General features: G+C 42.3%; 21 protein-coding genes. 8 read left to right on the forward strand and 13 right to left on the reverse strand.

Going from position 1 to position 22,700, the window contains the following annotated elements; translation table 11 throughout:
* Positions 1-6 precede the first annotated feature (6 nt).
* A complete protein-coding gene (greA, locus tag KDJ85_RS16445) occupies positions 7-483 on the reverse strand; it encodes a transcription elongation factor GreA (protein WP_206083224.1) in 477 nt (158 codons plus the stop codon).
* 244 nt (positions 484-727) lie between these two features.
* Between greA and dacB the strand changes: the two genes are divergently transcribed.
* The gene (gene dacB, locus KDJ85_RS16450; protein ID WP_225820565.1) at positions 728-2,176 is read left to right on the forward strand and encodes a serine-type D-Ala-D-Ala carboxypeptidase; all 1,449 of its coding nucleotides are present in this window, start codon (positions 728-730) and stop codon (positions 2,174-2,176) included.
* A gap of 60 nt (positions 2,177-2,236) precedes the next feature.
* On the opposite strand, the gene cgtA is transcribed toward dacB, so the two are convergent.
* The 3 genes from cgtA to rplU form a co-directional block, all read right to left on the reverse strand.
* Positions 2,237-3,412: an Obg family GTPase CgtA gene (gene cgtA, locus KDJ85_RS16455; protein ID WP_225820566.1), complete on the reverse strand. Its 1,176-nt coding sequence runs from the start codon at positions 3,410-3,412 to the stop codon at positions 2,237-2,239.
* Positions 3,413-3,576: 164 nt separating this feature from the next.
* A complete protein-coding gene (gene rpmA, locus KDJ85_RS16460) occupies positions 3,577-3,834 on the reverse strand; it encodes a 50S ribosomal protein L27 (protein WP_004905922.1) in 258 nt (85 codons plus the stop codon).
* A 19-nt stretch (positions 3,835-3,853) separates the two neighbouring features.
* The gene (gene rplU, locus KDJ85_RS16465; RefSeq protein ID WP_004905925.1) at positions 3,854-4,162 is read right to left on the reverse strand and encodes a 50S ribosomal protein L21; all 309 of its coding nucleotides are present in this window, start codon (positions 4,160-4,162) and stop codon (positions 3,854-3,856) included.
* 335 nt (positions 4,163-4,497) lie between these two features.
* On the opposite strand from rplU, the gene ispB reads away from it, so the two are divergent.
* Entirely contained in the window at positions 4,498-5,469 is a 972-nt protein-coding gene (gene ispB, locus KDJ85_RS16470; RefSeq protein WP_225820567.1) for an octaprenyl diphosphate synthase, read from the forward strand.
* Positions 5,470-5,503: 34 nt separating this feature from the next.
* Here ispB and KDJ85_RS16475 read toward each other — a convergent pair whose 3' ends face one another.
* Entirely contained in the window at positions 5,504-5,866 is a 363-nt protein-coding gene (locus KDJ85_RS16475) for a DNA-binding protein (protein ID WP_206083217.1), read from the reverse strand.
* Positions 5,867-5,985: 119 nt separating this feature from the next.
* A complete protein-coding gene (locus KDJ85_RS16480; RefSeq protein WP_225820568.1) occupies positions 5,986-6,348 on the reverse strand; it encodes a DNA-binding protein in 363 nt (120 codons plus the stop codon).
* 514 nt (positions 6,349-6,862) lie between these two features.
* On the opposite strand from KDJ85_RS16480, the gene KDJ85_RS16485 reads away from it, so the two are divergent.
* Positions 6,863-7,135 carry a helix-turn-helix domain-containing protein gene (locus KDJ85_RS16485; RefSeq protein ID WP_225820569.1) on the forward strand — a complete coding sequence of 91 codons (273 nt, stop codon included), beginning with the start codon at positions 6,863-6,865 and terminating at the stop codon, positions 7,133-7,135.
* 88 nt (positions 7,136-7,223) lie between these two features.
* On the opposite strand, the gene metC is transcribed toward KDJ85_RS16485, so the two are convergent.
* Both metC and KDJ85_RS16495 read right to left on the reverse strand, forming a co-directional pair.
* Positions 7,224-8,396 carry a cystathionine beta-lyase gene (metC, locus tag KDJ85_RS16490; protein ID WP_225820570.1) on the reverse strand — a complete coding sequence of 391 codons (1,173 nt, stop codon included), beginning with the start codon at positions 8,394-8,396 and terminating at the stop codon, positions 7,224-7,226.
* A gap of 25 nt (positions 8,397-8,421) precedes the next feature.
* Positions 8,422-9,708, reverse strand: coding sequence for an amino acid permease (locus KDJ85_RS16495; protein WP_206083209.1), 1,287 nt, complete (start codon positions 9,706-9,708; stop codon positions 8,422-8,424).
* Positions 9,709-9,880: 172 nt separating this feature from the next.
* Here KDJ85_RS16495 and KDJ85_RS16500 point away from each other — a divergent pair, with 172 nt between their 5' ends.
* Entirely contained in the window at positions 9,881-10,855 is a 975-nt protein-coding gene (locus KDJ85_RS16500; RefSeq protein WP_225820571.1) for a LysR family transcriptional regulator, read from the forward strand.
* A 77-nt stretch (positions 10,856-10,932) separates the two neighbouring features.
* Here the strand turns inward: KDJ85_RS16500 and mdh are convergent, their stop codons facing one another.
* Positions 10,933-11,871, reverse strand: coding sequence for a malate dehydrogenase (gene mdh / locus KDJ85_RS16505; RefSeq protein ID WP_225820572.1), 939 nt, complete (start codon positions 11,869-11,871; stop codon positions 10,933-10,935).
* A gap of 495 nt (positions 11,872-12,366) precedes the next feature.
* Here mdh and argR point away from each other — a divergent pair, with 495 nt between their 5' ends.
* Positions 12,367-12,837, forward strand: coding sequence for a transcriptional regulator ArgR (argR, locus tag KDJ85_RS16510; protein WP_225820573.1), 471 nt, complete (start codon positions 12,367-12,369; stop codon positions 12,835-12,837).
* A gap of 85 nt (positions 12,838-12,922) precedes the next feature.
* Positions 12,923-13,345: a DUF6122 family protein gene (locus KDJ85_RS16515; protein ID WP_225820574.1), complete on the forward strand. Its 423-nt coding sequence runs from the start codon at positions 12,923-12,925 to the stop codon at positions 13,343-13,345.
* Between the two features lie 41 nt (positions 13,346-13,386).
* Here the strand turns inward: KDJ85_RS16515 and mpl are convergent, their stop codons facing one another.
* Positions 13,387-14,769, reverse strand: coding sequence for a UDP-N-acetylmuramate:L-alanyl-gamma-D-glutamyl-meso-diaminopimelate ligase (gene mpl / locus KDJ85_RS16520; protein ID WP_225820575.1), 1,383 nt, complete (start codon positions 14,767-14,769; stop codon positions 13,387-13,389).
* A gap of 165 nt (positions 14,770-14,934) precedes the next feature.
* On the opposite strand from mpl, the gene fbp reads away from it, so the two are divergent.
* Positions 14,935-15,942, forward strand: a complete 1,008-nt coding sequence (gene fbp / locus KDJ85_RS16525; protein WP_047756321.1) for a class 1 fructose-bisphosphatase — start codon at positions 14,935-14,937, stop codon at positions 15,940-15,942.
* A 211-nt stretch (positions 15,943-16,153) separates the two neighbouring features.
* On the forward strand, positions 16,154-16,684 hold the full coding sequence (gene ppa, locus KDJ85_RS16530) for an inorganic diphosphatase (RefSeq protein ID WP_206083201.1): 531 nt from the start codon (positions 16,154-16,156) through the stop codon (positions 16,682-16,684).
* A gap of 131 nt (positions 16,685-16,815) precedes the next feature.
* Here the strand turns inward: ppa and KDJ85_RS16535 are convergent, their stop codons facing one another.
* From KDJ85_RS16535 to tamA, 3 genes are read right to left on the reverse strand one after another with little or no spacing between them, the layout of a single operon-like run.
* Entirely contained in the window at positions 16,816-17,163 is a 348-nt protein-coding gene (locus KDJ85_RS16535; RefSeq protein WP_225820576.1) for a gamma-glutamylcyclotransferase family protein, read from the reverse strand.
* Positions 17,164-17,166: 3 nt separating this feature from the next.
* Positions 17,167-20,943, reverse strand: a complete 3,777-nt coding sequence (tamB, locus tag KDJ85_RS16540) for an autotransporter assembly complex protein TamB (RefSeq protein WP_225820577.1) — start codon at positions 20,941-20,943, stop codon at positions 17,167-17,169.
* Positions 20,940-22,682, reverse strand: a complete 1,743-nt coding sequence (gene tamA / locus KDJ85_RS16545) for an autotransporter assembly complex protein TamA (protein ID WP_225820578.1) — start codon at positions 22,680-22,682, stop codon at positions 20,940-20,942. Before tamA ends, tamB begins: the two co-directional genes overlap by 4 nt.
* Between the last annotated feature and the right edge of the window lie 18 nt (positions 22,683-22,700).

Here is a 22,700-nt window from a genome sequence, read left to right on the forward strand (position 1 = left end):
TAGGAATCAGATATACTCAACTTTAAGAATTTCGAACTCAACGTCTCCGCCTGGAGTTTTGATTGAGACCACGTCATCGACTTCTTTCCCAACCAAACCACGCGCTATTGGTGAGTTAACAGAAATTAAATTCACTTTGATATCCGCTTCGTCATCACCCACAATACGATACGTCAGCTCTTCATCAGTATCAACATTCAATACCGTTACTGTTGCACCGAAAATTACACGACCATTGTTGACCATTTTGGTCACATCAATGACTTGTGCGTGTGAAAGTTTCCCTTCGATTTCTTGAATACGGCCTTCACAAAAGCCTTGCTGCTCACGAGCTGCATGATATTCCGCATTTTCTTTTAAATCGCCATGTTCACGCGCTTCAGCGATTGACGCAATGATTTCTGGGCGGCGGACAGATTTCAGGAACTCAAGTTCCTCTCTTAGTTTGTCCGCACCAAATACCGTCATCGGGATCTGTTTCATTAATAAATACCTCGGTTTCAATCCTATCTAAAAACAAGTATCTTCCTGATTTTGTAACAACAGTACACCGAGCACCTCTGAAAATCAGGGGGCTCCAAGTAAATAACTCAATCAGACTCATGTACTCATTTATCTTATCATAATGTACGTTATTTTAACTGAGACTTAATAACGGGTCATCGTTTACTTTATAAGGCATTACACTTTAGTATGTGCAGTATGTCCACTTTAATGCGTGAAATCTATGTCATTACTTAACTTAACCAGAAAATGGATACTCACTTTCGGGATTACCTTAGCCAGTAGTCAAGTTCTTGCTATCCCCATTGATGAGTACAAGCAACACCTGCCAGACGGCACTAACCTCGCTCTGGTTGCGCAGAAAGTGGGAAGTAATACCCCATTAATTGATTATAATGCACAACAAATGGCGCTCCCTGCAAGTACACAAAAAGTGGTTACTGCCCTCGCTGCCTTATTGCAATTAGGGCCTGATTACCGTTTTGTCACCAATTTCGAAACCAGCGCCAAATTGAATAATAATACATTGTCGGGGGATTTAATCATTCGCTTTAGTGGCGACCCAACACTGACCCGCCAACAAATTCGCAATATGGCGAATGCATTGAAACAAATTGGGATCCACAACGTTGACGGGGACTTAATTGTCGATATTTCTGCATTCGCTAGCCACGATAAAGCACCTGGCTGGGTGTGGAATGATATGACTCAGTGTTTTAGTGCTCCTCCTGCAGCCGCAATTATTGACCGAAACTGTTTTTCTGTTTCCCTTTACCCTGCTGAGCGTGCTGGCGATATGGCATTTATCAAAACGGCCAATTTTTACCCTGTGAATATGTTTAGTGAGGTCAAAACGCTCGCTAAAGGCTCACCTGAGGCGCGCTACTGTGAGTTGGACGTCGTACCTGGGGAGTTAAACCGCTACACACTAACAGGCTGCCTGACTCAACGTAGTGAACCACTTCCCCTTGCTTTTGCCGTACAAAATGGGGCGAGCTATTCAGGGGCGATTGTCAAAAATGAATTAAAAACTGCGGGTATTGAACTGACTGGTAATGTGAAAAAACGCACGCAGCCAACCACGCAGTCACAAGTGCTGGTTAAAACAGAATCTAAGCCACTTCATGATTTGCTCAAGGTGATGCTGAAAAAATCTGACAATATGATCGCCGATACTGTTTTTCGGACGATTGGTCGTGAATATTATGGCGTTCCAGGTACATGGCGATCAGGATCCGATGCTGTCCGGCAAGTGCTGAAACAAAAAGCGGGGATCGATCTTGGTAATACCGTAATGGTGGATGGATCCGGGCTTTCTCGCCACAACTTGATCACGCCAGCAACGATGATGGAGATCCTTCAGTTTATAGCCAAAAATGATCAACAGCTTGATTTCATTTCCATGCTTCCCCTTGCAGGTCATGATGGCACATTGCGCTACCGCGGTGGCTTCGACGAAGCAGGCGTAAATGGAAAAGTTTCAGCGAAAACAGGGGCATTACAAGGGGTGTATAACCTCGCAGGCTTTATTACCACCGCGAGCGGGCAACGCGTTGCATTTGTACAGTTTATCTCTGCTTATGCGGTTCCACAAAGCCAACAACGTAGCCGCCGAGTACCCTTAGTTCGTTTCGAAAGTCGGTTATATAAAGACCTGTATAAAAACAACTAATTGATAAGTTTCATTCATTAAAAAAGGCGCTTTTGCGCCTTTTTGTATTTCTAAGATAAATTATTTTTGGTAAATGATTTCGACACCTTCGTCGTCATCTTCATCCCAATCATCATCCCAGTCATCGTCAACGTCTTCAGCACCTGAAAGCTGCTCTTTGTGGTAATCATCCCACATAAATTCAACTTTTTCTGGTTGCTGTACGTCTTCAGTCGTTGCCATATCACGTGGCTGAGTATTCATAAACTCCATGATATCCCAGCACAGTGCTTTCACACCTTCATGGTTAACCGCTGAAATCATGTAGAATTTATCTTCCCAGCCCATTGCTTTGGCAATTTCGGCTGCACGCGTTGCGGATTCTTCTTCGCCTAAGATATCAATCTTATTGAAGACTAACCAACGTGGCTTCGCTGCCAATTTTTCACTATATTTTTCTAATTCGCTGATGATGATCTGCGCATTTTCAACAGGATCAGACTCATCGATCGGGCAAATGTCGATCAGGTGCAGCAAGACGCGGCAACGTTCTAAATGTTTTAGAAATTGGATCCCAAGACCTGCACCTTCCGCAGCACCTTCGATCAACCCAGGAATATCCGCCACAACGAAGCTTTGTTCGTTGTCCATACGCACCACGCCTAGGCTTGGTACTAATGTGGTAAACGGATAGTCTGCCACTTTTGGTTTTGCCGCGGAGACAGAACGAATGAAGGTGGATTTACCTGCATTAGGCATTCCCAACATTCCAACATCTGCTAACAGCATCAATTCTAACAGTATTTCGCGAGTCTCACCTTTTGTACCCATAGTACGTTGGCGTGGAGCGCGGTTTACTGATGATTTAAAGCGAGTATTCCCAAGACCATGGAAACCGCCCTTAGCGACCATGTGGCGCTGTTCATGGCGCGTCATATCACAAAGTATTTCATTAGTGCCAAGATCGCGTACACGCGTACCGACGGGCACCTTCACTGTGATATCTTGACCACGTTTACCTGTACATTCACGGCTTTGGCCATTTTGACCACGCTCTGCACGGAATGATTTTTCAAACCGGTAATCGATTAACGTGTTGAGGTTTTCGTCTGCTTGTAAGTAAACGTCCCCACCATCGCCACCGTCACCACCGTCTGGTCCCCCTTTCGGGATATATTTTTCACGGCGGAAGCTGACACAACCATTGCCACCATCTCCTGCCACGACCAATATTTTGGCTTCATCTACAAATTTCATAATTCTCTCTCCGCTTCTGAGCCGCATAACGCTGGATGGCTGTTCTACTCAGAGATGGTGTATCTTTAATATGTGTGTAGTTCATTAAAGATCAAATATCTGAATATAAAAAGCCCCGCAAAAAGTTTTGCAGGGCTTTAAGTCTGAATTAAAGATCAGAAAACTTATTCAGCTTCGATGCTGATAAATTTACGATTGTTAGGACCTTTAACTTCAAATTTCACTTTACCATCCGCTAATGCGAACAGAGTGTGGTCACGGCCACAACCTACGTTGTTACCTGCGTGGAACTTAGTACCACGTTGACGAACGATGATGCTACCTGCTAATACAGCTTCACCACCAAAACGCTTAACACCTAAACGTTTTGCTTCTGAGTCACGACCGTTACGAGTCGAACCACCAGCCTTTTTGTGTGCCATTAATCTGCTCTCCTAAATCTTAAGCGATGACAGTGATCTTAACATCAGTGAACCACTGACGATGACCCTGTTGTTTACGGCTATGTTTACGACGACGGAATTTGACGATTTTTACTTTCTCGCCACGACCGTGTGCAACCACTTCCGCTTTCACTTTAACGCCTTCAACGACAGGAGCGCCGATTTGGATCTCATCGCCATTAGCAACCATTAAAACTTGATCAAATTCAACAGTTTCACCTGTTGCGATGTCCAGCTTTTCTAGGCGGACAGTTTGACCTTCGCTAACTCGGTGTTGTTTACCACCACTTTGGAAAACCGCGTACATATTAACTCCGCTTTCCGCGTACTCGCTAAATATTTCAATTCCAGAGCACGCTATAAAATATTCACAATAGGGCGCGAATTCTACGCAAAAAAGCATCAGAACACAAGCCAATAATGCGGTTAGATGACAAAAAATGCGACTTTTTTCTCAACAACCTCTTTTTAGTGCTGATTTGGTACTAATTACTCAAATTGTTACTTATTTAAACATTTTTTGCATCACACCTGATAATCTTATTATTAATAATGTTATGCTAATGGTATAAATGTTCTATTCGGTCTCCCATTTTGTTATTCAGGGAATGAACCAAAAACTAATAATATGAATAAATTACGATGAATTTAGAATCTATTATTGAACTAACAACTGAGGATATGTCAGCAGTAAACGAAGCCATTCTCAGTCAATTGAATTCAGATGTTGCACTAATTAACCAGCTTGGTTATTACATTGTCAGTGGTGGAGGCAAAAGGATCCGCCCAATGATCGCGATACTGGCAGGAAGATCCTTAGGCTACGCGGGGCATAAACATACCCAAGTCGCGGCATTGATCGAGTTCATTCATACTGCAACATTATTACATGATGATGTTGTTGATGAATCAGACATGCGTCGTGGAAAACAAACCGCAAATGCCGTGTTTGGTAACGCTGCAAGTGTATTGGTGGGTGACTTTATTTATACACGATCCTTCCAAATGATGACGGATCTTGACTCGATGCGAGTCCTTAAACTCATGTCCGAAGCCACTAACGTGATCGCAGAAGGTGAAGTTTTACAACTCATGAACTGCAATGATCCGAATATTACTGAAGAAAACTATATGCAAGTGATCTACAGTAAAACTGCTCGTTTGTTTGAAGCGGCGGCTCATGCATCAGCTATTTTAGCGAATGCAACACCTGAGCAAGAAAAAGCATTACAAGATTATGGTCGTTATATCGGCACAGCCTTCCAGCTGATCGATGATTTACTGGATTACGATGCTAATAACGCCCAGTTAGGCAAAAATACAGGTGATGACCTTGATGAAGGTAAACCCACGCTTCCTCTTCTTCACGCCATGCAAAATGGGAATGAAGAAGAATCAGCATTGATTCGCCAAGCGATAGAGCAAGGTAACGGCCGCCATTTGTTAGAGACCGTTTTAGCAACGATGAAGCGCTGTGGCTCACTTGAGTACACTTATATTCGTGCACAAGAGGAAGTACAGAAAGCGATTAATGCGCTAAATGTCATTGATGATTCTATTTATAAAGAAGCTTTAATTGGACTTGCTCACATCGCTATCCAACGTCATTCCTAAAACTCGCTATAAGCTGTTTAAGAAAAGGGGAAAATTATTTTTCCCCTTTTTCGTCTTCAGCTATCTGTGCAAGTAGTGAAGATAGACCATAACGCAAAATGTATTTTACGATTTTATTACGTTCTGTCTCTGTCAGTTGATAATAGGCTTCTGACCAGATCTGTAATGCATCTGTTCTTTGGCTTTGATAAGGCACTGACGGCTCGCATAAGCTTAATTGGCCTTGGATCTCTCCTGGTAGGCTTTCAATATAATATTCAACAGCTTTACCTTGGACACCTCGCTTTCGTCGATGTTTCCAGCCCTCTCTTCTTGCCATCAGGTTAACACCCTGTGGCGAGGTTGGCAGTCCTTCTAGCCCTGCGAGCTCTTTCGCAGTGAACCACAATTTTTTCATATCTTCACTTTCACGCTTATATTATGAAACCTGCTATTGCAGCTTTACCGAATCGTCATCTGTTAAAAAAGATTTAGACTGAATATAATATTATTTTTATATAATTAATTATTTACAACTTAAGTATTTGTAAACGACTTTTTATTAATTAAATCAATTAGTGCTAAAGCCCCTTCCCGTATAATGAATGCCAAGATCACCTCACGCTCATCATTAGATAGTTGGTTATAAGCTTCTTGCCAAATAAACGAATTGTCATTTCGTTTTACCTGATAGCTTGGCAAGGCTTCGCTAACAAATTGACCTTCAAAAATATCTATCGATATCGAGCTAATGTGGTATTCCAACGCTTTTCCTTGGATACCTTTCCTCTTGCGACAAATCCAATTTTCACGCCTAGCCATGGCATTAATACCCTGAGTCGTCATTGGAAGCCCTTGCAACCCAACTAACTCTTTTGCTGTTAGCCATTCCTTGTACATACTGACCCTCCTAGTCCTGATGACAATGCACTTTCAGTTGCTGAAAACTATCTATACTTTCTTAAAAACAGTTAACTCATTCATTTTATTAATAACGGGAAATAATAATATACAAACCATATATGTTATTTGCATTCTAATTTCTTTTAATAACAGATAATTAAATAATTTACTCGCTAATAATTTAAGTAATTTTGTTGAGTAATTTAGATATATTACCGATACAAGTAACGAGTAGCAGTAAATACGCCATTCCCAATACTAACTCGAAAGAGTTAGTTTTATTTTCAAAGTTTTATCTTAATTCACAGTTATTAATTCTGACTTTCCATTTAATTTCACAAAAACCACGATAGTTTCATAAAATAGAATTTTTAGAAAAAACCAGAAATTATTTTGGAAAATTTCTGTTATTTTATTTCCAATAACAGGGAGATTGTATTGAATGTATCACAATATCCCGTTACTCGTACCATTAACTCTACATGATTCTGAATGAAAAAAGGACTAAAAAATGATTTTACGGAAGTCAGACTGGCACCCAGCAGACATCATCGCAGCATTACGTAAGCGTGGAACGACACTTGCTGCTATTTCACGTGAAGCAGGGCTGAGCTCTTCAACCCTCGCAAATGCTCTTTCACGTCCATGGCCTAAAGGAGAATGGATTATTGCCAATTTTTTAGGAATTCACCCATCTGAAATCTGGCCAAGCCGATATTACGACCCGATAACAGGTAATTTATTAGAAAGGAAAGTAAGAGAAAAAATACCAACGGAAGATTAAAATCGAATGAAAATAATTATAAGGCCGTGAATAATAACTTTGTTTATCCACGGCTTTATCTTTTTATCATTACTCAATAAAGAAAATATTATTTCATACGCGCAAAACCGTCAGACAGATCCTGCTTTAAATCATCCAGATTTTCTAAACCAATCTGAAGTCGCAGTGTTGGGCCACCTGGCTCCCAATGTGTGACTGTACGGTATTCAGCGCAATTAAACGGGATAATTAAGCTTTCAAAGCCACCCCATGAATAGCCCATGCCAAAAATAGATAACCCGTCTAACATATTCGCAATATCAGTCTGGGTGTATTTCGGGTCTAACACGATGGAAAATAACCCCGATGACCCTGTAAAGTCCCTTTTCCATATTTCATGGCCAGGACAATCAGAAAATGCAGGGTGTAAAATTCGAATAACTTCAGGGCGTTGCTGTAACCAGTGGGCAATATTTAGCGCTCTTTCTTGGGCTTCTTTTAAGCGAATAGGCAACGTTCTCATACCACGTAAAGCCAGAAAACAGTCTTCCGCTCCAGGCAACATCGCCATGTAGTCATAAGTTTCACGTAGTTTTGGCCACCATGCTTGATTTGCAGACACAATCCCCATCAGCAAATCAGAGTGACCACCTAAATATTTTGTTCCTGCTTCGAGTGAAATATCACAGCCCAGCTCATGCGCTTTAAAAAACAAAGGTGTTGCCCATGTGTTATCGATGATGGTGGCAATATTATGCCTTTTCGCAACATCAACGATCGCAGGAACATCTTGAATTTCAAAACTTTGAGAACCTGGAGACTCTAAAAAAATGGTGCTGGTATTTGGCCGCACAAGTGTTTCAATCTCTGCGCCGATCATCGGATCGTAATAAGTGGTCTCAATTCCCATTTTATCCAATAACCCGTGGCAAAACTTACGAGTTGGCCGATAAACACTGTCTGGCATCAATAGGTGATCGCCCGATTTCAGTGTCGTTAACAAGGCTAGGACTATCGCTCCTAACCCTGATGGTGACAACACCGTCCCCTCAGCCCCTGCGAGAACAGACCACGCCTGTTCAAGTTGCTTAATGGTTGGCGTGCCCGCTGTACCGTAGTTAAATTCGGCTCTATCGTTGATTAAGGCATCAACCGTTGGGAATACCACCGTCGAACCACGATAAACAGGGGCATTCACGAACCCTGATTGCTTCGCTGGGTCTCTTCCAAGCTGGGTCACTTGTGTATCAACATGAAACTCAGAAACTGCTTTTTTCTTCATGAGATCCTCTCATCAACATCATTATTTATTCGAAAAACTTAAAGAATGGTGACAGACACAACAGCACACCAAAGAAAATGATAAACCATACTGTTGGGCCTTTAAATTTGTGCAGTGCTGGGACTTTGTAAACCAGATAACATGGGATCAAACAAGAAACGATACCAAACAATGGACCACCTAACTGCATAAAAAACAGGATTGAGAATCGTGTTGAAACCCAGAACCACAGTGCGATAATCACGCCTAAGCATACGCCATAGTGCAATACTGTTTGGTTAATGCGCTCTTCAGGCATAAATCGAGTGAGAATATTCACCACTATGCCTTTTATCGCTTCTTGGAAGCCCAAGTAAATCCCTAAGAATGCTGTTAAGATTGCAAAAATATTCAATAATGCCGTCATCACTTTCACCACAGCACCTGGTATCACCTGCGCGGCAATCGCTAATGCAGAAATATTTTGCTCGAAAGCGGATACCGCTTGTTCATGGCTAATTGAAAAGGTAAACGAAAATGCAAAGAATAATACGGCGACAGCTAAAATAATATAAGCAACGCGGTTAGCCCGTATTGCACGGTAAGTCGCAATGCGTTTATCGCTTTCTAACTTACGATAAGCAATATTCATTGGGCTCAAAATTTGCACAAATAAAATAGAAAACAATGTGAATGGCAATGTTAAGAAAACATCTCGCATAAATGGCAGAAAATCAGGAAAGGCCGTGATATTCGCAAAGTTCCAATATGGCACCATGACAACACCAAGCAGTACAATAATCCCAAATTTCACAATAACCATTGGGCCTGATACTTTAAACAGTAGCCTCTCTCCTTGCGCCGCTATCGCGACTAATACGGAAATAATAATCAACCCATACCAGATAGAGTCAGATAATAACCCTTCGGTTAATCCAAAGGTTTTAATATACGAGGCGCTGTCGAAGGTCACAGCTAATGAATAAGAAAACATGCCGTGCAATAACATTAAGAAGTAAGCTATCCCTAATGCTATCCCCCAGTTTTTACCCAAATATTGCGTAATAACACTTGCATAATCATTACATTCTTCAGATTCAGATAGCGTTCTAAGATATAAATTTTGTAACCAATAAATGGCTGGATAAGAAAGCATGGTTGCCGCAATAAACACCCAAATGCCTTTAATACCAATTTGCACAGGCATAAATACAATTCCTGAGCCAATCGCCATCCCGATGCATAAAATTACCCAACCTACATCATATTTTGTAAAAGGGATCTTTTTGGTATCAATCGGATTACCTGCACTTGCCTGAATACTATTAGACATAGTCTATTCCTCAACGTTATAGATTTAATTATTAAAAAAGTTAGGAACAACATTATTTGTAGGCGTTAATTTTTCACTATCGCCGCTTTTTAATACTGGTGTGGCTCGAGCAAACTGCGATAAATTCACAATTATAGTATGCTGGAATAAATGAGTTTGATAGGGCGGGACAATGCTAATAAATAAAAACACTTTTGCGTTCAAAGCAAAAATTGACAGCTACGCGATTTTTCGACATTTGGAATTATTTATCAAAATTGTCGAATGTAATAGCTTTAGCCTAGCGGCGAAGAAGCTGAATGTAACGCCATCATCCGTCAGCCGAGGGCTACAACAGTTAGAAGATCAATTGGGTGTAGTCTTGCTAAAACGAACAACCCGAAATTTTATTTTGACCGATGCAGGGCGCTATTTATTGCAACGATCGCAAAACTTATTGGCTGATCTTGATGATTCACTGATCAACACCGCAAGCTTCTACCAACATGCTCAAGGGCAATTAAAGATCACTTGTTCCATTGCATTTGGTGTCTGCCATTTAATGCAAATCTACAGTGAATACCGCGAAACGAATCCCAAAGTCAGTTTATCCGTTGACCTTAATGATGAGCTAATTAATTTAAATGAAGTGGATTTTGATATTGCGTTACGTATTACTAGCCACCCACCTGAGAATTTTGCGCTACGGAAAATTTGCAACATTAATTGGGTATATTGTGGTAGTCGGACGTATTTTGAGCGTTATGGTATTCCTCAGTCTCCCGCCGATATTGCATCACATAATTGCTTAATTAATCCAAATATTCCTGACACATGGCGAATGACGGATAAAGATGGTAGCGCTTATCCTTTGGAAATTAATAATATGATTGAGGTGAATAGCAGCTTAGGTTTATTAGAAGCTGCACGTTGCCACCAGGGCATTGTTTGCTTACCCACATATATGTTAGGCAATTATATTGAAAATGGCGAGTTGATCCCTGTCTTGCTGGATTACGACCCAAAATCGACACCATTTGCACTGTATGCGTTATATCACCCTGCTCATACACACTCACCGAAAATCAGAACATTCATTGATTTTTTAGTGGAAAAAATACCGTCCGATCCACATTGGGATCATTGGATGCGACAGCATGCCTCGTAGTCGTCGCGTAGAAACTAAAAAGGTTGAGTTCTATAAAAAGAGACTCAACCTTTTCGATTAGGAAAAATTAATTAGCATTAGCCATTAATGAATTTTTCACCTAACTCGATATCCGCTTTCAGGACATCTAACATGTCTTTCAGCGCTTTTTCTTCAAATGCGCTTAATTTGCCAATTGGCAGGTGTTTTTCGATACCGTTTTTACCTAAAACAACAGGCTGTGCGAAGAAACGTGCATGTTGGCCTTCGCCTTCAGTGTAAACACACTCAACCACGTTGCTTTCACCTTGCAGACCACGAATTAAAGATAAACCTAAACGTGCTGCTGCTTGGCCCATAGACAGTGTCGCTGATCCGCCACCCGCTTTCGCTTCAACTACTTCAGTACCTGCATTTTGGATACGTTTAGTTAATGCTGCGATTTCGTCATCAGAGAAGCTTACGCCTTCAATTTGTGATAACAGAGGCAAAATAGTCACACCAGAGTGACCACCGATAACTGGAACTTCGATATCGTTGACGTTTTTACCTTTTAATTCCGCAACAAAAGTATTAGAACGGATGATATCTAATGTTGTCACACCGAATAAACGGTTTTTATCGTATACACCTGCTTTTTTCAGAACTTCGGCAGCGATTGCAACGGTGGTATTCACTGGGTTAGTGATAATACCAATTAATGCTTTCGGGCAAGTTTCTGCGATTTGTTGAACAAGGTTACGAACGATGCCTGCGTTGATGTTAAACAGGTCTGAACGGTCCATGCCTGGTTTACGTGCAACACCCGCAGAGATAAGAACAATATCCGCACCTTTCAGTGCAGGTTTCGCATCTTCACCAGCAAAACCAGACACTTTAACGTCTGTTGGGATGTGGCTTAAGTCAGCAGCAACACCTGGAGTGACCGGTGCGATGTCGTAGAGGGAGAGTTCTGAACCGGCTGGAAGCTGGTTTTTGAGAAGAAGGGCGAGAGCCTGACCGATACCACCTGCTGCACCTAGGACTGCAACTTTCATTCTGAAACTCCTTAATTTGTACTTTAAAAAGATATCACTTTATTTGTTTATACACTCAACACATTACGTATAAAAAACAATTTCTTAACAGATAGAGAGAGAGTTTAACGCTAGAGAATTTGTTGACTAATTGCCATCATTCTAAACAAATTCCTTATCTGTTAATGAGATAACGGGCACTTTTTTAACAAATAGTTTTTCTCACTATTGCTTTTCGCACAATAAGTTGTATTTACTGCTCACTATTCAAACAAAAACCATTTTATTAACAATAAAATTACAACTTTTATAAGCTAAATTCATTGCTCTATTATGCTAATGTTTAATACTGACTATTTAAGATAAATAAACCATTCACGCTGAAAACGGAATAGCATAAAACCCAAAGAGTTCTATTATCATTGATTATTAAATCATCATAACGCAATTTTGTTGCATAAAAATGCACTTTTACGGATAATACAACTTAGTTTAATGCCGATGAATGGGTTAATTATGCGCACTCCGTCTAAACAAGAAGACTTAGTTAAGGCTTTTAAAGCCCTACTCAAAGAAGAAAAATTTAGCTCTCAGGCTGAAATTGTCACGGCTTTGCAGGAAGAAGGCTACGAAAACATTAATCAATCTAAAATTTCCAGAATGCTCACCAAGTTTGGCGCTGTTCGCACCCGTAATGCGAAAATGGAAATGGTGTATTGCCTGCCAAGTGAGCCTGGTGTGCCAACCGCCACCAGTCCATTGAAAAACCTCGTTTTGGATATCGATTACAACCCATCAGTTGTGGTAATTAGAACTAGCCCAGGCGCCGCTCAATTAATTGCTCGCTTACTAGACTCATTAGGTAAAGCCGAAGGTATTTTAGGTAGCATTGCAGGGGATGATACGATTTTCTCTACACCTGCTAATAACTTTACGACGAAAGAGCTATATGAAGCGATTTTAGCGTTATTCGAGCAAGAGCTCTAATTGGCATCAATCGTTTGATGTCAAACTAAGGGGGAAAGTATCGACTTTCCCTTTTTTATTTAAGCCAAAGATTAGGGGCTTTACCGTGCTATTCGAAATTTTTCGCAATATTGTACATTACGGCTTTCATTTTTTGATGCCAATTTTGTTCGCCTACCTATTTTGGCGAAAAAATTGGAAGTTAGCCGCATTAATTATGATTGCGACAATGGCTATCGACTTAGACCACCTACTTGCAGACCCTATTTTTGATCCTGACCGCTGTGGTATTGGCTTTCACCCTCTTCATTCCCTCTGGGCCGCTATTGCCTATATTGTTTTACTGTTTATGCCATCATGGAAACTGAAAGCCGTGGCTGTCGGGTGTTTGTTCCACCTTTTTACCGATTCACTCGATTGCTATATGGGCAACCTAAAAAAAGAAATGAATAACCCTGCAACATTAAGCTCGGTGATAAACCAATGTCCAATCGATACATTAGAGATAAAAAAACCCCAGCGATCATAATGAATACTGGGGTCTATCTAACCCATTATCAGTAGGCTTGATTACTCATCGACTTCAGTTTCTGCTTTGGCTTTTAAACCTGCTAGCAATTTTCCATGGATGCCTTCAAAGCCACCGTTGCTCATCACGAGAACATGGTCACCTGGCTGCGCTGTCTCAATCACCATATTTGTCAGTGCATCAATATCCGCACTCCAACGAGCAGGTTGTACGCATTTTTCGGCAATGTCCGTCACCATCCACGGGATATTAGTCGGTTGAAATAAAAAGACTTCATCAGCACGACCTAAAGCGGGAGCGATATCATTTTTATTCACACCCATTTTCATGGTATTCGAGCGTGGTTCTAACACGGCAATAATGCGTGAAGTCCCCCCCACCTTGCTACGCAACGCTTCGAGTGTTGCCAAAATCGCAGTTGGATGATGCGCAAAGTCGTCATAAACACTTACGCCATTTTCCACACCTCGCAACTCAAGGCGGCGACGTGCATTGATAAATTTACCCAATGCAATACAAGCTTCTTTAGCAGGTACACCAACATGGTGAGCCGCAGCAATTGCCATCAAACCATTTTGGATATTGTGGTTACCCACTTGTGACCAAGAGACTTCGCCCACTTTTTCTTGCTGAAAATACACTTCAAAGTGGCTACCATCGTGGTTTAGCTTCACCGCTTGCCATTCGCCATGTTCACCGCCCACCAGCTCTTGCTCACTCCAACACCCCATGCCAATCACTTGTTTTAAATGATTGTCATTGTCTGGAGTAAAGATTTTTCCACTGGCAGGGACGATACGAACAAGGTGATGAAATTGTTTTTGGATCGCTTCGAGATTGTCGAAAATATCCGCATGGTCAAACTCAAGGTTATTCAAAACCAAGGTTTTTGGGCTGTAATGCACAAATTTTGAGCGTTTATCGAAGAAAGCACAATCATATTCATCGGCTTCAATCACAAAAAATGGGCTTTCGCCAAGTTTAGCGGACACATCAAAATTACCTGGCACACCACCAATTAAGAAACCTGGCTTATAACCGCAGTCTTCTAAGATCCACGCTAACATTCCTGCTGTCGTGGTTTTACCATGAGTTCCCGCCACAGCAAGTACCCAACGCTCAGGTAATACATGGTCATGTAACCATTGAGGGCCTGAAGTATAAGGTAAACCTCGTTCTAATACGGCTTCAACACACGGGTTACCACGCGTCATGGCATTGCCAATCACCACCATATCTGGGATCGGTTCGAGCTGAGCTGGATCATAACCTTGAATAAGCTCAATGCCTTGATTTTCAAGCAATGTGCTCATTGGTGGATAAACATTTGCATCTGATCCCGTCACTTTATGGCCTAAAGATCGCGCCAATATTGCTAAACTTCCCATAAAGGTACCGCATATACCTAAAATATGTATGTGCATTCTTTTTCATCCAATTAGCATGAGGTTTGTCACTATTCTACCCATCAATAACAGGTTTATAAATGCATTAACCTATTAATCTTTTTTTTATTTAGTTAAACTCTCCCCCGCGCGGGGTATAATCGTCCCGCAAAACCTTTGTCAATTTTATTCAGGACCTTCGTCATGAAAACATTAGGCGAATTCATCGTCGAAAAGCAACAAGATTTTCCTCATGCAACAGGTGAGCTGACGTCACTGCTGTCAGCAATTAAACTGGGCGCTAAAATTATCCACCGTGATATTAACAAAGCTGGACTCGTCGATATTCTTGGCACTAATGGTGTTTCGAATATTCAAGGTGAAGTCCAGATGAAGCTTGACCTGTATGCAAACGAAAAACTGAAAGCGGCCCTAAAAGCACGCGGAGAAGTCGCTGGTATCGCCTCTGAAGAAGAAGACGAAATTGTCATTTTCGAAGGAGACCGTGCAGAAAACGCAAAATATGTCGTATTAATGGACCCACTTGATGGTTCTTCGAATATCGATGTAAACGTTTCCGTCGGGACAATTTTCTCAATTTACCACCGTATTACACCAATTGGGCAACCTGTAACTGAAGCAGACTTCCTGCAACCAGGTAACCGCCAAGTTGCTGCGGGTTACGTTGTTTACGGTTCATCAACCATGTTGGTTTATACCACGGGAGTTGGTGTGCATGCGTTTACTTACGACCCATCATTAGGCGTGTTCTGCTTATCTCATGAGAAAGTCATGTTCCCATCGGAAGGCAAAATGTACTCCATTAACGAAGGTAACTATATCAAGTTCCCTATGGGTGTTAAAAAGTACATTAAATACTGCCAAGAAGAAGATAAAGCAACTAACCGCCCTTATACCACACGCTATATTGGCTCTTTAGTGGCAGACTTCCACCGTAATTTGCTCAAAGGGGGTATCTATATCTACCCAAGCACAGCAAGTCACCCAAATGGAAAACTGCGCCTACTGTATGAGTGCAATCCAATTGCGTTCTTGGCTGAACAAGCTGGCGGTAAAGCAAGCGATGGTGCGAACCGTATTTTAGATATTATCCCAAGTGAATTACACCAACGTGCTCCGTTCTTCGTCGGAACTGAATCCATGGTAGAAAAAGCTGAATCATTCATGCGTGAATTCCCAGACGCTGAATAATCTAATTCACTAATGCTCAGGCGGGATCCCCCGCCTTTTTTGTCCCTTTTTTTCGCCAACTAGTGAGTTTTGCCCCTTTTTGCGGCTATAATGTCCCCCACGCTATCTACCCGAAAATGTGAACGACTTGAAAATCGATAACTAACACTATTTAATCAGTACGTTAATAGTAAACGGGTAAATTCATTATTCACACAAAGGATACATTTAAATGGGCCTGAACAATGTACCGGCAGGTAAAGATCTGCCAGAAGATATCTACGTTATCATCGAAATTCCAGCTAACGCAGATCCTATCAAATACGAAGTTGATAAAGAATCTGGCGCGCTGTTCGTAGACCGTTTCATGTCAACAGCAATGTTCTATCCGTGCAACTACGGTTACATCAACAACACACTGTCTTTAGATGGCGACCCAGTTGACGTGTTAGTCCCAACACCATACCCATTACAACCAGGTTCTGTTATTCGTTGTCGCCCAGTTGGCGTCCTGAAAATGACCGATGAATCAGGTGAAGATGCGAAATTAGTGGCTGTTCCACACACTAAACTGAGCAAAGAATACGACCACATTAAAGATGTGAACGATATCCCTGAGTTACTGAAAGCACAAATCACTCACTTCTTTGAACATTACAAAGATTTAGAAAAAGGTAAGTGGGTTAAAGTTGATGGTTGGGATAACGCAGAAGCTGCTAAAGCGGAAATTATCGCCTCTTTCGAACGCGCTGCGAAAAAATAATTTTCCCCTTCAGGAAATATTATTGAAGGCTCTGGCTAACCCCAGAGCTTTTTTTATGCCTTTCAATATAAAAACGCCGGCAATATTGCCGGCGTACTTGCACATTGTCCACTCAACAAAATAGTGTGTGGTTATTTTTCTTCATCACGTTTGAGCCAATCGCCGCTTTTAATTTGGCGTAGGCCATCAACCGAATGCTTATACAGATAAATCCAAGCGTTGCCATATGGCGTTGGGATCAACTCTCTTACATAATCGAGGGAGTTTTTCTTTAGCTCATCTAGCTCGGTCAAAATCGATGGGTTGATGCGGTATACTTCGCACTCAATGGCTCCATCGCCTTTCACCACAGCGGGATAAAATCCAAGATCATACAGTTCATAGCCTTCTAGCTTGTGCTCGCCTAACAATTGAGCATAAGTCATCCAGTGATGATTTCCTTGCTTTTGTCTTAAGCTGCCATAAACAATTACACGCATAATCTAAAACTCAAATTGGTAAAGGAGATCCAAGGCCTGGTTCACACCAGACACAGCTTCTAAATACAATTTTGGCATTAACCGATAACGTAAGGTCAAGGTTGCCAATGAGTCAAAGATACCAACTCCATACTTCACTTGTAAATCATTGGTTATCTTACCGCTCACCACAACTTGGGAACCATCGCCCACACCTTGAGTATCGAGTGCCAGATCAGAAACCCCGAATGTTTCACCGATCTTACCCACCAGTTGCCCGCTTTGAGCCACACCTAGGCCGATAATCATCGATGTCATTTGGGAGCCATTTGCGTCATCACTTTCTAAGCCTTCCCCTCTTAGCAGATAGGAAAGCGCTTCTTGTTGTGTCTTGGCTGGCTCAGAGAATATCTCGACTTTCGGTTTGTCTGCAAGCCCTGTGACCTTAACACCCGCAATAACATCATCTGCCGTGTTCTCTGGATTACGAATCGCCTCTAAATTTAAGAACGGTTGATCCACAGGTCCCGAGAACTGAATTAGCCCTTTACGGACAATTAAGTCCTGACCATAAGCACGGAAACGCCCCGCAGGAATGTCAATCTGCCCATTCAAGCTGAGCCCTTGCTTATTCTGCAATACCTTCAGTAAGCCCGTTAACCGCGCTTTTAGACCAAATGCATCTAGCTGTACATCATTACCAATTTTAATATCTAAATTGGTTTGAATCGGAATAGAAGGCGCTTTTTCTTCTATCGGCTGCAAGTTGTTATCCAACATCACCACATCAGAAGACGCACTAACGGCTGACTCAGGTAGCTCTTGAACCGTAATTCTTGCCCATGGAATAGTCACAGAACCACTTAACGTTAAGAGTGATGGCGAAGCATCAAACACAATATCGGGTTGTACATCAATTTTAATCATCGGTGGCATGGACACACGCAGGTTGTTCCCACGCGCCATAACTTTCGCACGCCACGCATTAATATTTCGCCAATCCGCATCACCATCAATGTTCAGATACCCTTCAGGGGTATTGATCTGCCCATTCATTACCGAACTCGTGCCATTGAAATTAATGCCTAAATGACCGCTTTTAATATCAAACGGGATCATAGCAGATTTAATTTCTAAGCTAGAAAGTGATAAGTTCCCATTTAACTGCGGGTTATTCGCTGAACCACCTAAACGTAAGTTTGCATTTAAACGGCCATTCGCCACTTCTTTTTGACCAAGTAACGGCTTGATTAAATCCAAGGTAATCGAGTTGATTTCAACATTTCCCGATAACAAACGACGTTTTTCAATATCTGAAACTTGCAAGTTTCCACGCATCTGCCCGTTATTGGCGAGGCCAAATAACCAATTAAGGTCTGCTTTACCATTTTTCAAGGCAGCGCTGAGAGTTAACGTATCGAATGCGATGGGTAAACGCGTCCCTTCAACAAACTGGGTCGCTTTAACATCATTGCCACGTAGATCGACCTGCACTTGCGGCATGCTACCATCCGCTTTCCAGCTCGCGTTCGCTTTACCACTGAACACACCGCTAACACGGGTATCTTTCGGCATAAACGGTTTTATCATTGCTAAGTCGAAGCGTTCTAACACAATGTCCGCACTGCCACTTTTTCCTGCTTTAATCGGTTTTGGCACACACAAACGCGCATTTGGATTTACCCAGCAATGGCTGCCAATCGTCACTTCTTGCGTTTGGTTTGCATAATTGAGTGACATAGCTTGGTTTAAGCGCCATTCGCCAACCACCGTATCAAATAACGTATTTGATAACGTGCCTTTCCACACCTCAGTTTGGCGATCAAACCCACCCGCTAATGCCAATTGACCAGAAACAGGCTCGCCTTTCATATTTAATTTCAGAGTATGCTGTTTTTCACTACCTTTGGCATCTAATGTCAGGTTGCTAACAACTAAATCCCCTTGTCTTAATTGACGTAAAACAACAGATAAATCCCCTTTGATTTGTTCCCCTGTCGCGACATTGCCTTTGATAGCAACATTTTCTATAGCAAGGTCATTTTGCCATTTCACGCCTCGAGCAGTCAGGTCAACCAACGCTTCTGGGGTTTGTAAATTGCCGCGTAATTTCACATCCCCGGCAATCACACCACCAAGCCCTGGCAATAACCCGTTTAGTGCGGGCGCACTAATTTTGGCATCAAGGTTCCATTTCTCCGCAAGAGAGCCCTTAACATCCACATTATTCTTGCCTAAAGCTAAATTAAAATGTGGGATATCCCATTGGCCTGCAGCATTACCTTTCGCCTGCCCACGGGCTTTGAGTAAGTTATTTTTAACGTTACCATCGAGCATAATTTCAGGGATATCTAACTGCCAACTACCGCCGTATAAACTACCACGGGTAGCAATCTTACCGTCCACTTTTGCAGGCCATTCTGGATACTGTTTTGCTGTATTGATCCCTGACAACGTCAGTACCGCATTCCAGCTAATAGCTTTGCTCCAATCAGCAACACCCGTGATATCCGCATTTCCTTGTAACGCGGCAAGGCGTAAGCGCGTTAAATTGATTTGCGCTTCGTTACCTTTTGCATCTAGCATCAAGGTCGATGGAGGTAAATCTTGCCCCGTGATTGCCGAACGCAGCGACAAATCATAAGCTGATGGACGACCATTTAAACGCAGGCGCGTGCCATCTAATTGATATTGCGCATCCCCAACTAACGGCCACGCAAGTTTATCGCTTTCAAGGGTGAGTAAAATTGGCAAATCTGCTTGGGATAAGTCAGTTTCTGCATCAAGCGTGGCATTAATTGGCCCTTGTAAATTAAGTGCCAATTTCAATTCATCAATCAACCCACCTTTAAGGGATAAATCAACTTTCTGCCCATCCAAATCATCTAAACGGCTTTCCCCAATCACCGACAATGAAACAGGCCATTTATCTTGCAGCGTTGCAGTACCCGATAACGACACATTGCCTTGCGGCGCATCCACTTTGAGCTGTTTAACCAATACTTGCTGCCCTTGATTGGATAAACTGAGGTGCAATTGGTTGATTTTAACGTCAGTACCGCCCGTTAATTGGAAATTCGAGGCATTAATCCCTTCCACATTTAAATCAACAGGGAGAATGACTTCGGGTAATTCGGCTAGCAATGGCTTCGAAAATAACGCCTTAAGCTCATCCGCAAGGGATTTTTGCTCATTGATTGGTGGCAAGTCTGGCTGTTTTTCTTCTTCAGGCTTCACATCCGAGCTTTCAGGAATATTAATTGCCAGATTAATAATATCCGTTGGAGCGAGGGTAACCGCCTTCCCTTCCCATGTTGCCCCAGTGGTAAATTTTGCTAAATCGATAGCCATGCCATCCACAATGACATGTGTTTCAACAAATGACAGTTGACTTAAACGAATAGTTAAAGGCGCTTTTAGCTCTGTTAGCGGCTCAGAAGGCGGAGTCTCTTCCGATGGCGGAAGCTGTGAGGTATCCACGTTAACCGTGACATTTTCCGTACCTAATGCATTAATGCACAACTCACGACTGGTTAAACACCCTAGTTTCAGCGCCAAATGCAGTTTCCCTGCATTCACATCTATACCCGGCATTTGGTATTTCACACCCGTTAAGGTGAGGTCACGAATATCGCCATCAATGCCATCAATGGTTAATTCAGGGACAAAACGTGTTACCGAATTTAAGGCAAAGTGAAAACCTGATTTTGTGCCAATTACCCAGCTAAGCGCACCAATCACCAGCACCAGAATGAATAAAATGGCAAGACTGACCCATTTTAACCACTTCAACCACCTCATAATTCTGTCCCCAAGCCGATGTAAAACTGTATTTTGTCATTATTGGAATCGCCAATCGGTGTCGCGAGGTCAAATTTAATCGGCCCAACAGGAGAAACCCAACGCACACCAACACCAGCCCCCGTTTTGAAGTCACTGGTTTTAATGTCATTAACGGCTTCTCCGCTATCTACGAAGGTTGCCCCCCACCAGTTTCCCGTAAAATTATATTGGTATTCAATTGACCCAACGGCCAGCTTTGATGCCCCTGTGAGCTTACCGCGGCTATCCTCTGGTGAGATTTTTTGGTAACCATAACCACGAACACTACCATCCCCCCCTGCGAAGAAACGTAAGTCAGGTGGCACTTTGTCAAAGTCATTGGTTTCAATCCAACCTACATTGCCACGTACAACGAAACGATGGCCCTCCCACGGCGTTCTGATCCACACATTTTTGGCTTGTAAAACCGCAAAGTCGATATCAGAACCCCAAATTTTATTTGAGTAATCAATGGAATAACGCTGGCTATCGCCCCACGTCGGCATAACACCACCCCGCTGACGAATACGACTAACATAAGCGCCTGGATATAACAGCATGGTGGTATTAGTGACGTTAGCTTGGGTAAAGTTACTCAGCATCCAGCGCATATTCACGCCATACTGCCAACCTGATGAATACTCCCAGTTACGAGACACATTCAGCGTCGTCGTATTCGCTTGGGTATCATTCAAATCCGTACGTTTAAAGCCACCCTGCACTGCATAATATTGCTCAAGTGGATTGGCTTTTAAGGGAATTTTATAGCTAGCATCAATCAATTGCTCAGGCTGGGACAAGCTGATACTTGACGTTAAACTTTGGCCTCGTGAATTAACCCACGGTTTATTCCATGTCGCTTTCACGCGAGGCCCCACATCCGTTGCATAGCCGCCACCAAGCTCGATAAAGTTCCTCGCCCGAGGCACCATGACCCCTTCCATTGGCAATACATCTGAACCATCATCGCGTGCTTTAGCAATATTTGGCGTCACAATCGCCGAAGAAAACCAACCTGTTTCCGCTAAGCGACGGTTAAACTCAGCAAGTTGCTCTGACGTGTAATATTCCCCTTCTTTAAAAGGGGCAAGGTTATTGAGGTAATCTGAGCGGATTTGCGAACCTTGATAAGAAATAGAACCAAACCGATAACGTTCGCCACTATTGAAATCAAAATCCCAATATGCAGCGTGGTGATCAAGGGAAATTCCTAGCTGGCTCTTTTCCATCACTGCGTCGAAATAGCCTTTACGAATAGCTAAACTACTAAAGCGGCCTTTAAAATCTTCATAGTGACCATCGTTTTGCACGATATCGAGTCTTGGCGTAAATTTCCACACCATCTCTTTATAATCAGGGTCCGTTTTTGCTCCACCTTGCAATTCAACCTTCACACCTTTAAGTAAGATGGGTTCACCAGGGTTGACCTTCGCAGTTAAGATAGAACGAGCGGGTGGCGTTTTTTCTTCGTAGCTAAATTCAACAGTCGGTTCGTAATAACCTAGCGGTTTTAAACCTTCTTGAATTGCTTTCTCCACACGGGCTCGAAAACGGCCATTTGGTACGACTTCATCTTGAGATATATTAGAAAGCTGTACTCGAACGTTTTGATTAAGTTGTCCTTCAAGTCCTTCTATATTAAGACGAAGATTAGCCGCATGCACCACTGGCACAGCCGCAGTTAAGCAGAGAAAACAGATTAGAGGGTATTTCGACACGCCTGCTCCTAAGGTGGT

It is taken from the genome of Providencia vermicola (genome assembly GCF_020381325.1).
Lineage (GTDB): Bacteria > Pseudomonadota > Gammaproteobacteria > Enterobacterales > Enterobacteriaceae > Providencia > Providencia vermicola.

Excerpts from the sequence above, each read along its gene's own strand:
- rpmA (WP_004905922.1), bottom strand. The coding sequence starts at position 3,834 with ATGGCACACAAAAAGGCTGGTGGTTCGACTCGTAACGGTCGTGACTCA.
- fbp (WP_047756321.1), top strand. The coding sequence starts at position 14,935 with ATGAAAACATTAGGCGAATTCATCGTCGAAAAGCAACAAGATTTTCCT.
- KDJ85_RS16500 (WP_225820571.1), top strand. The coding sequence starts at position 9,881 with ATGCTAATAAATAAAAACACTTTTGCGTTCAAAGCAAAAATTGACAGC.
- KDJ85_RS16475 (WP_206083217.1), bottom strand. The coding sequence starts at position 5,866 with ATGAAAAAATTGTGGTTCACTGCGAAAGAGCTCGCAGGGCTAGAAGGA.
- ispB (WP_225820567.1), top strand. The coding sequence starts at position 4,498 with ATGAATTTAGAATCTATTATTGAACTAACAACTGAGGATATGTCAGCA.
- dacB (WP_225820565.1), top strand. The coding sequence starts at position 728 with ATGTCATTACTTAACTTAACCAGAAAATGGATACTCACTTTCGGGATT.
- rplU (WP_004905925.1), bottom strand. The coding sequence starts at position 4,162 with ATGTACGCGGTTTTCCAAAGTGGTGGTAAACAACACCGAGTTAGCGAA.
- argR (WP_225820573.1), top strand. The coding sequence starts at position 12,367 with ATGCGCACTCCGTCTAAACAAGAAGACTTAGTTAAGGCTTTTAAAGCC.
- tamB (WP_225820577.1), bottom strand. The coding sequence starts at position 20,943 with ATGAGGTGGTTGAAGTGGTTAAAATGGGTCAGTCTTGCCATTTTATTC.
- KDJ85_RS16495 (WP_206083209.1), bottom strand. The coding sequence starts at position 9,708 with ATGTCTAATAGTATTCAGGCAAGTGCAGGTAATCCGATTGATACCAAA.
- ppa (WP_206083201.1), top strand. The coding sequence starts at position 16,154 with ATGGGCCTGAACAATGTACCGGCAGGTAAAGATCTGCCAGAAGATATC.
- metC (WP_225820570.1), bottom strand. The coding sequence starts at position 8,396 with ATGAAGAAAAAAGCAGTTTCTGAGTTTCATGTTGATACACAAGTGACC.
- KDJ85_RS16485 (WP_225820569.1), top strand. The coding sequence starts at position 6,863 with ATGATTTTACGGAAGTCAGACTGGCACCCAGCAGACATCATCGCAGCA.
- KDJ85_RS16480 (WP_225820568.1), bottom strand. The coding sequence starts at position 6,348 with ATGTACAAGGAATGGCTAACAGCAAAAGAGTTAGTTGGGTTGCAAGGG.
- KDJ85_RS16535 (WP_225820576.1), bottom strand. The coding sequence starts at position 17,163 with ATGCGTGTAATTGTTTATGGCAGCTTAAGACAAAAGCAAGGAAATCAT.
- mdh (WP_225820572.1), bottom strand. The coding sequence starts at position 11,871 with ATGAAAGTTGCAGTCCTAGGTGCAGCAGGTGGTATCGGTCAGGCTCTC.
- cgtA (WP_225820566.1), bottom strand. The coding sequence starts at position 3,412 with ATGAAATTTGTAGATGAAGCCAAAATATTGGTCGTGGCAGGAGATGGT.
- greA (WP_206083224.1), bottom strand. The coding sequence starts at position 483 with ATGAAACAGATCCCGATGACGGTATTTGGTGCGGACAAACTAAGAGAG.
- mpl (WP_225820575.1), bottom strand. The coding sequence starts at position 14,769 with ATGCACATACATATTTTAGGTATATGCGGTACCTTTATGGGAAGTTTA.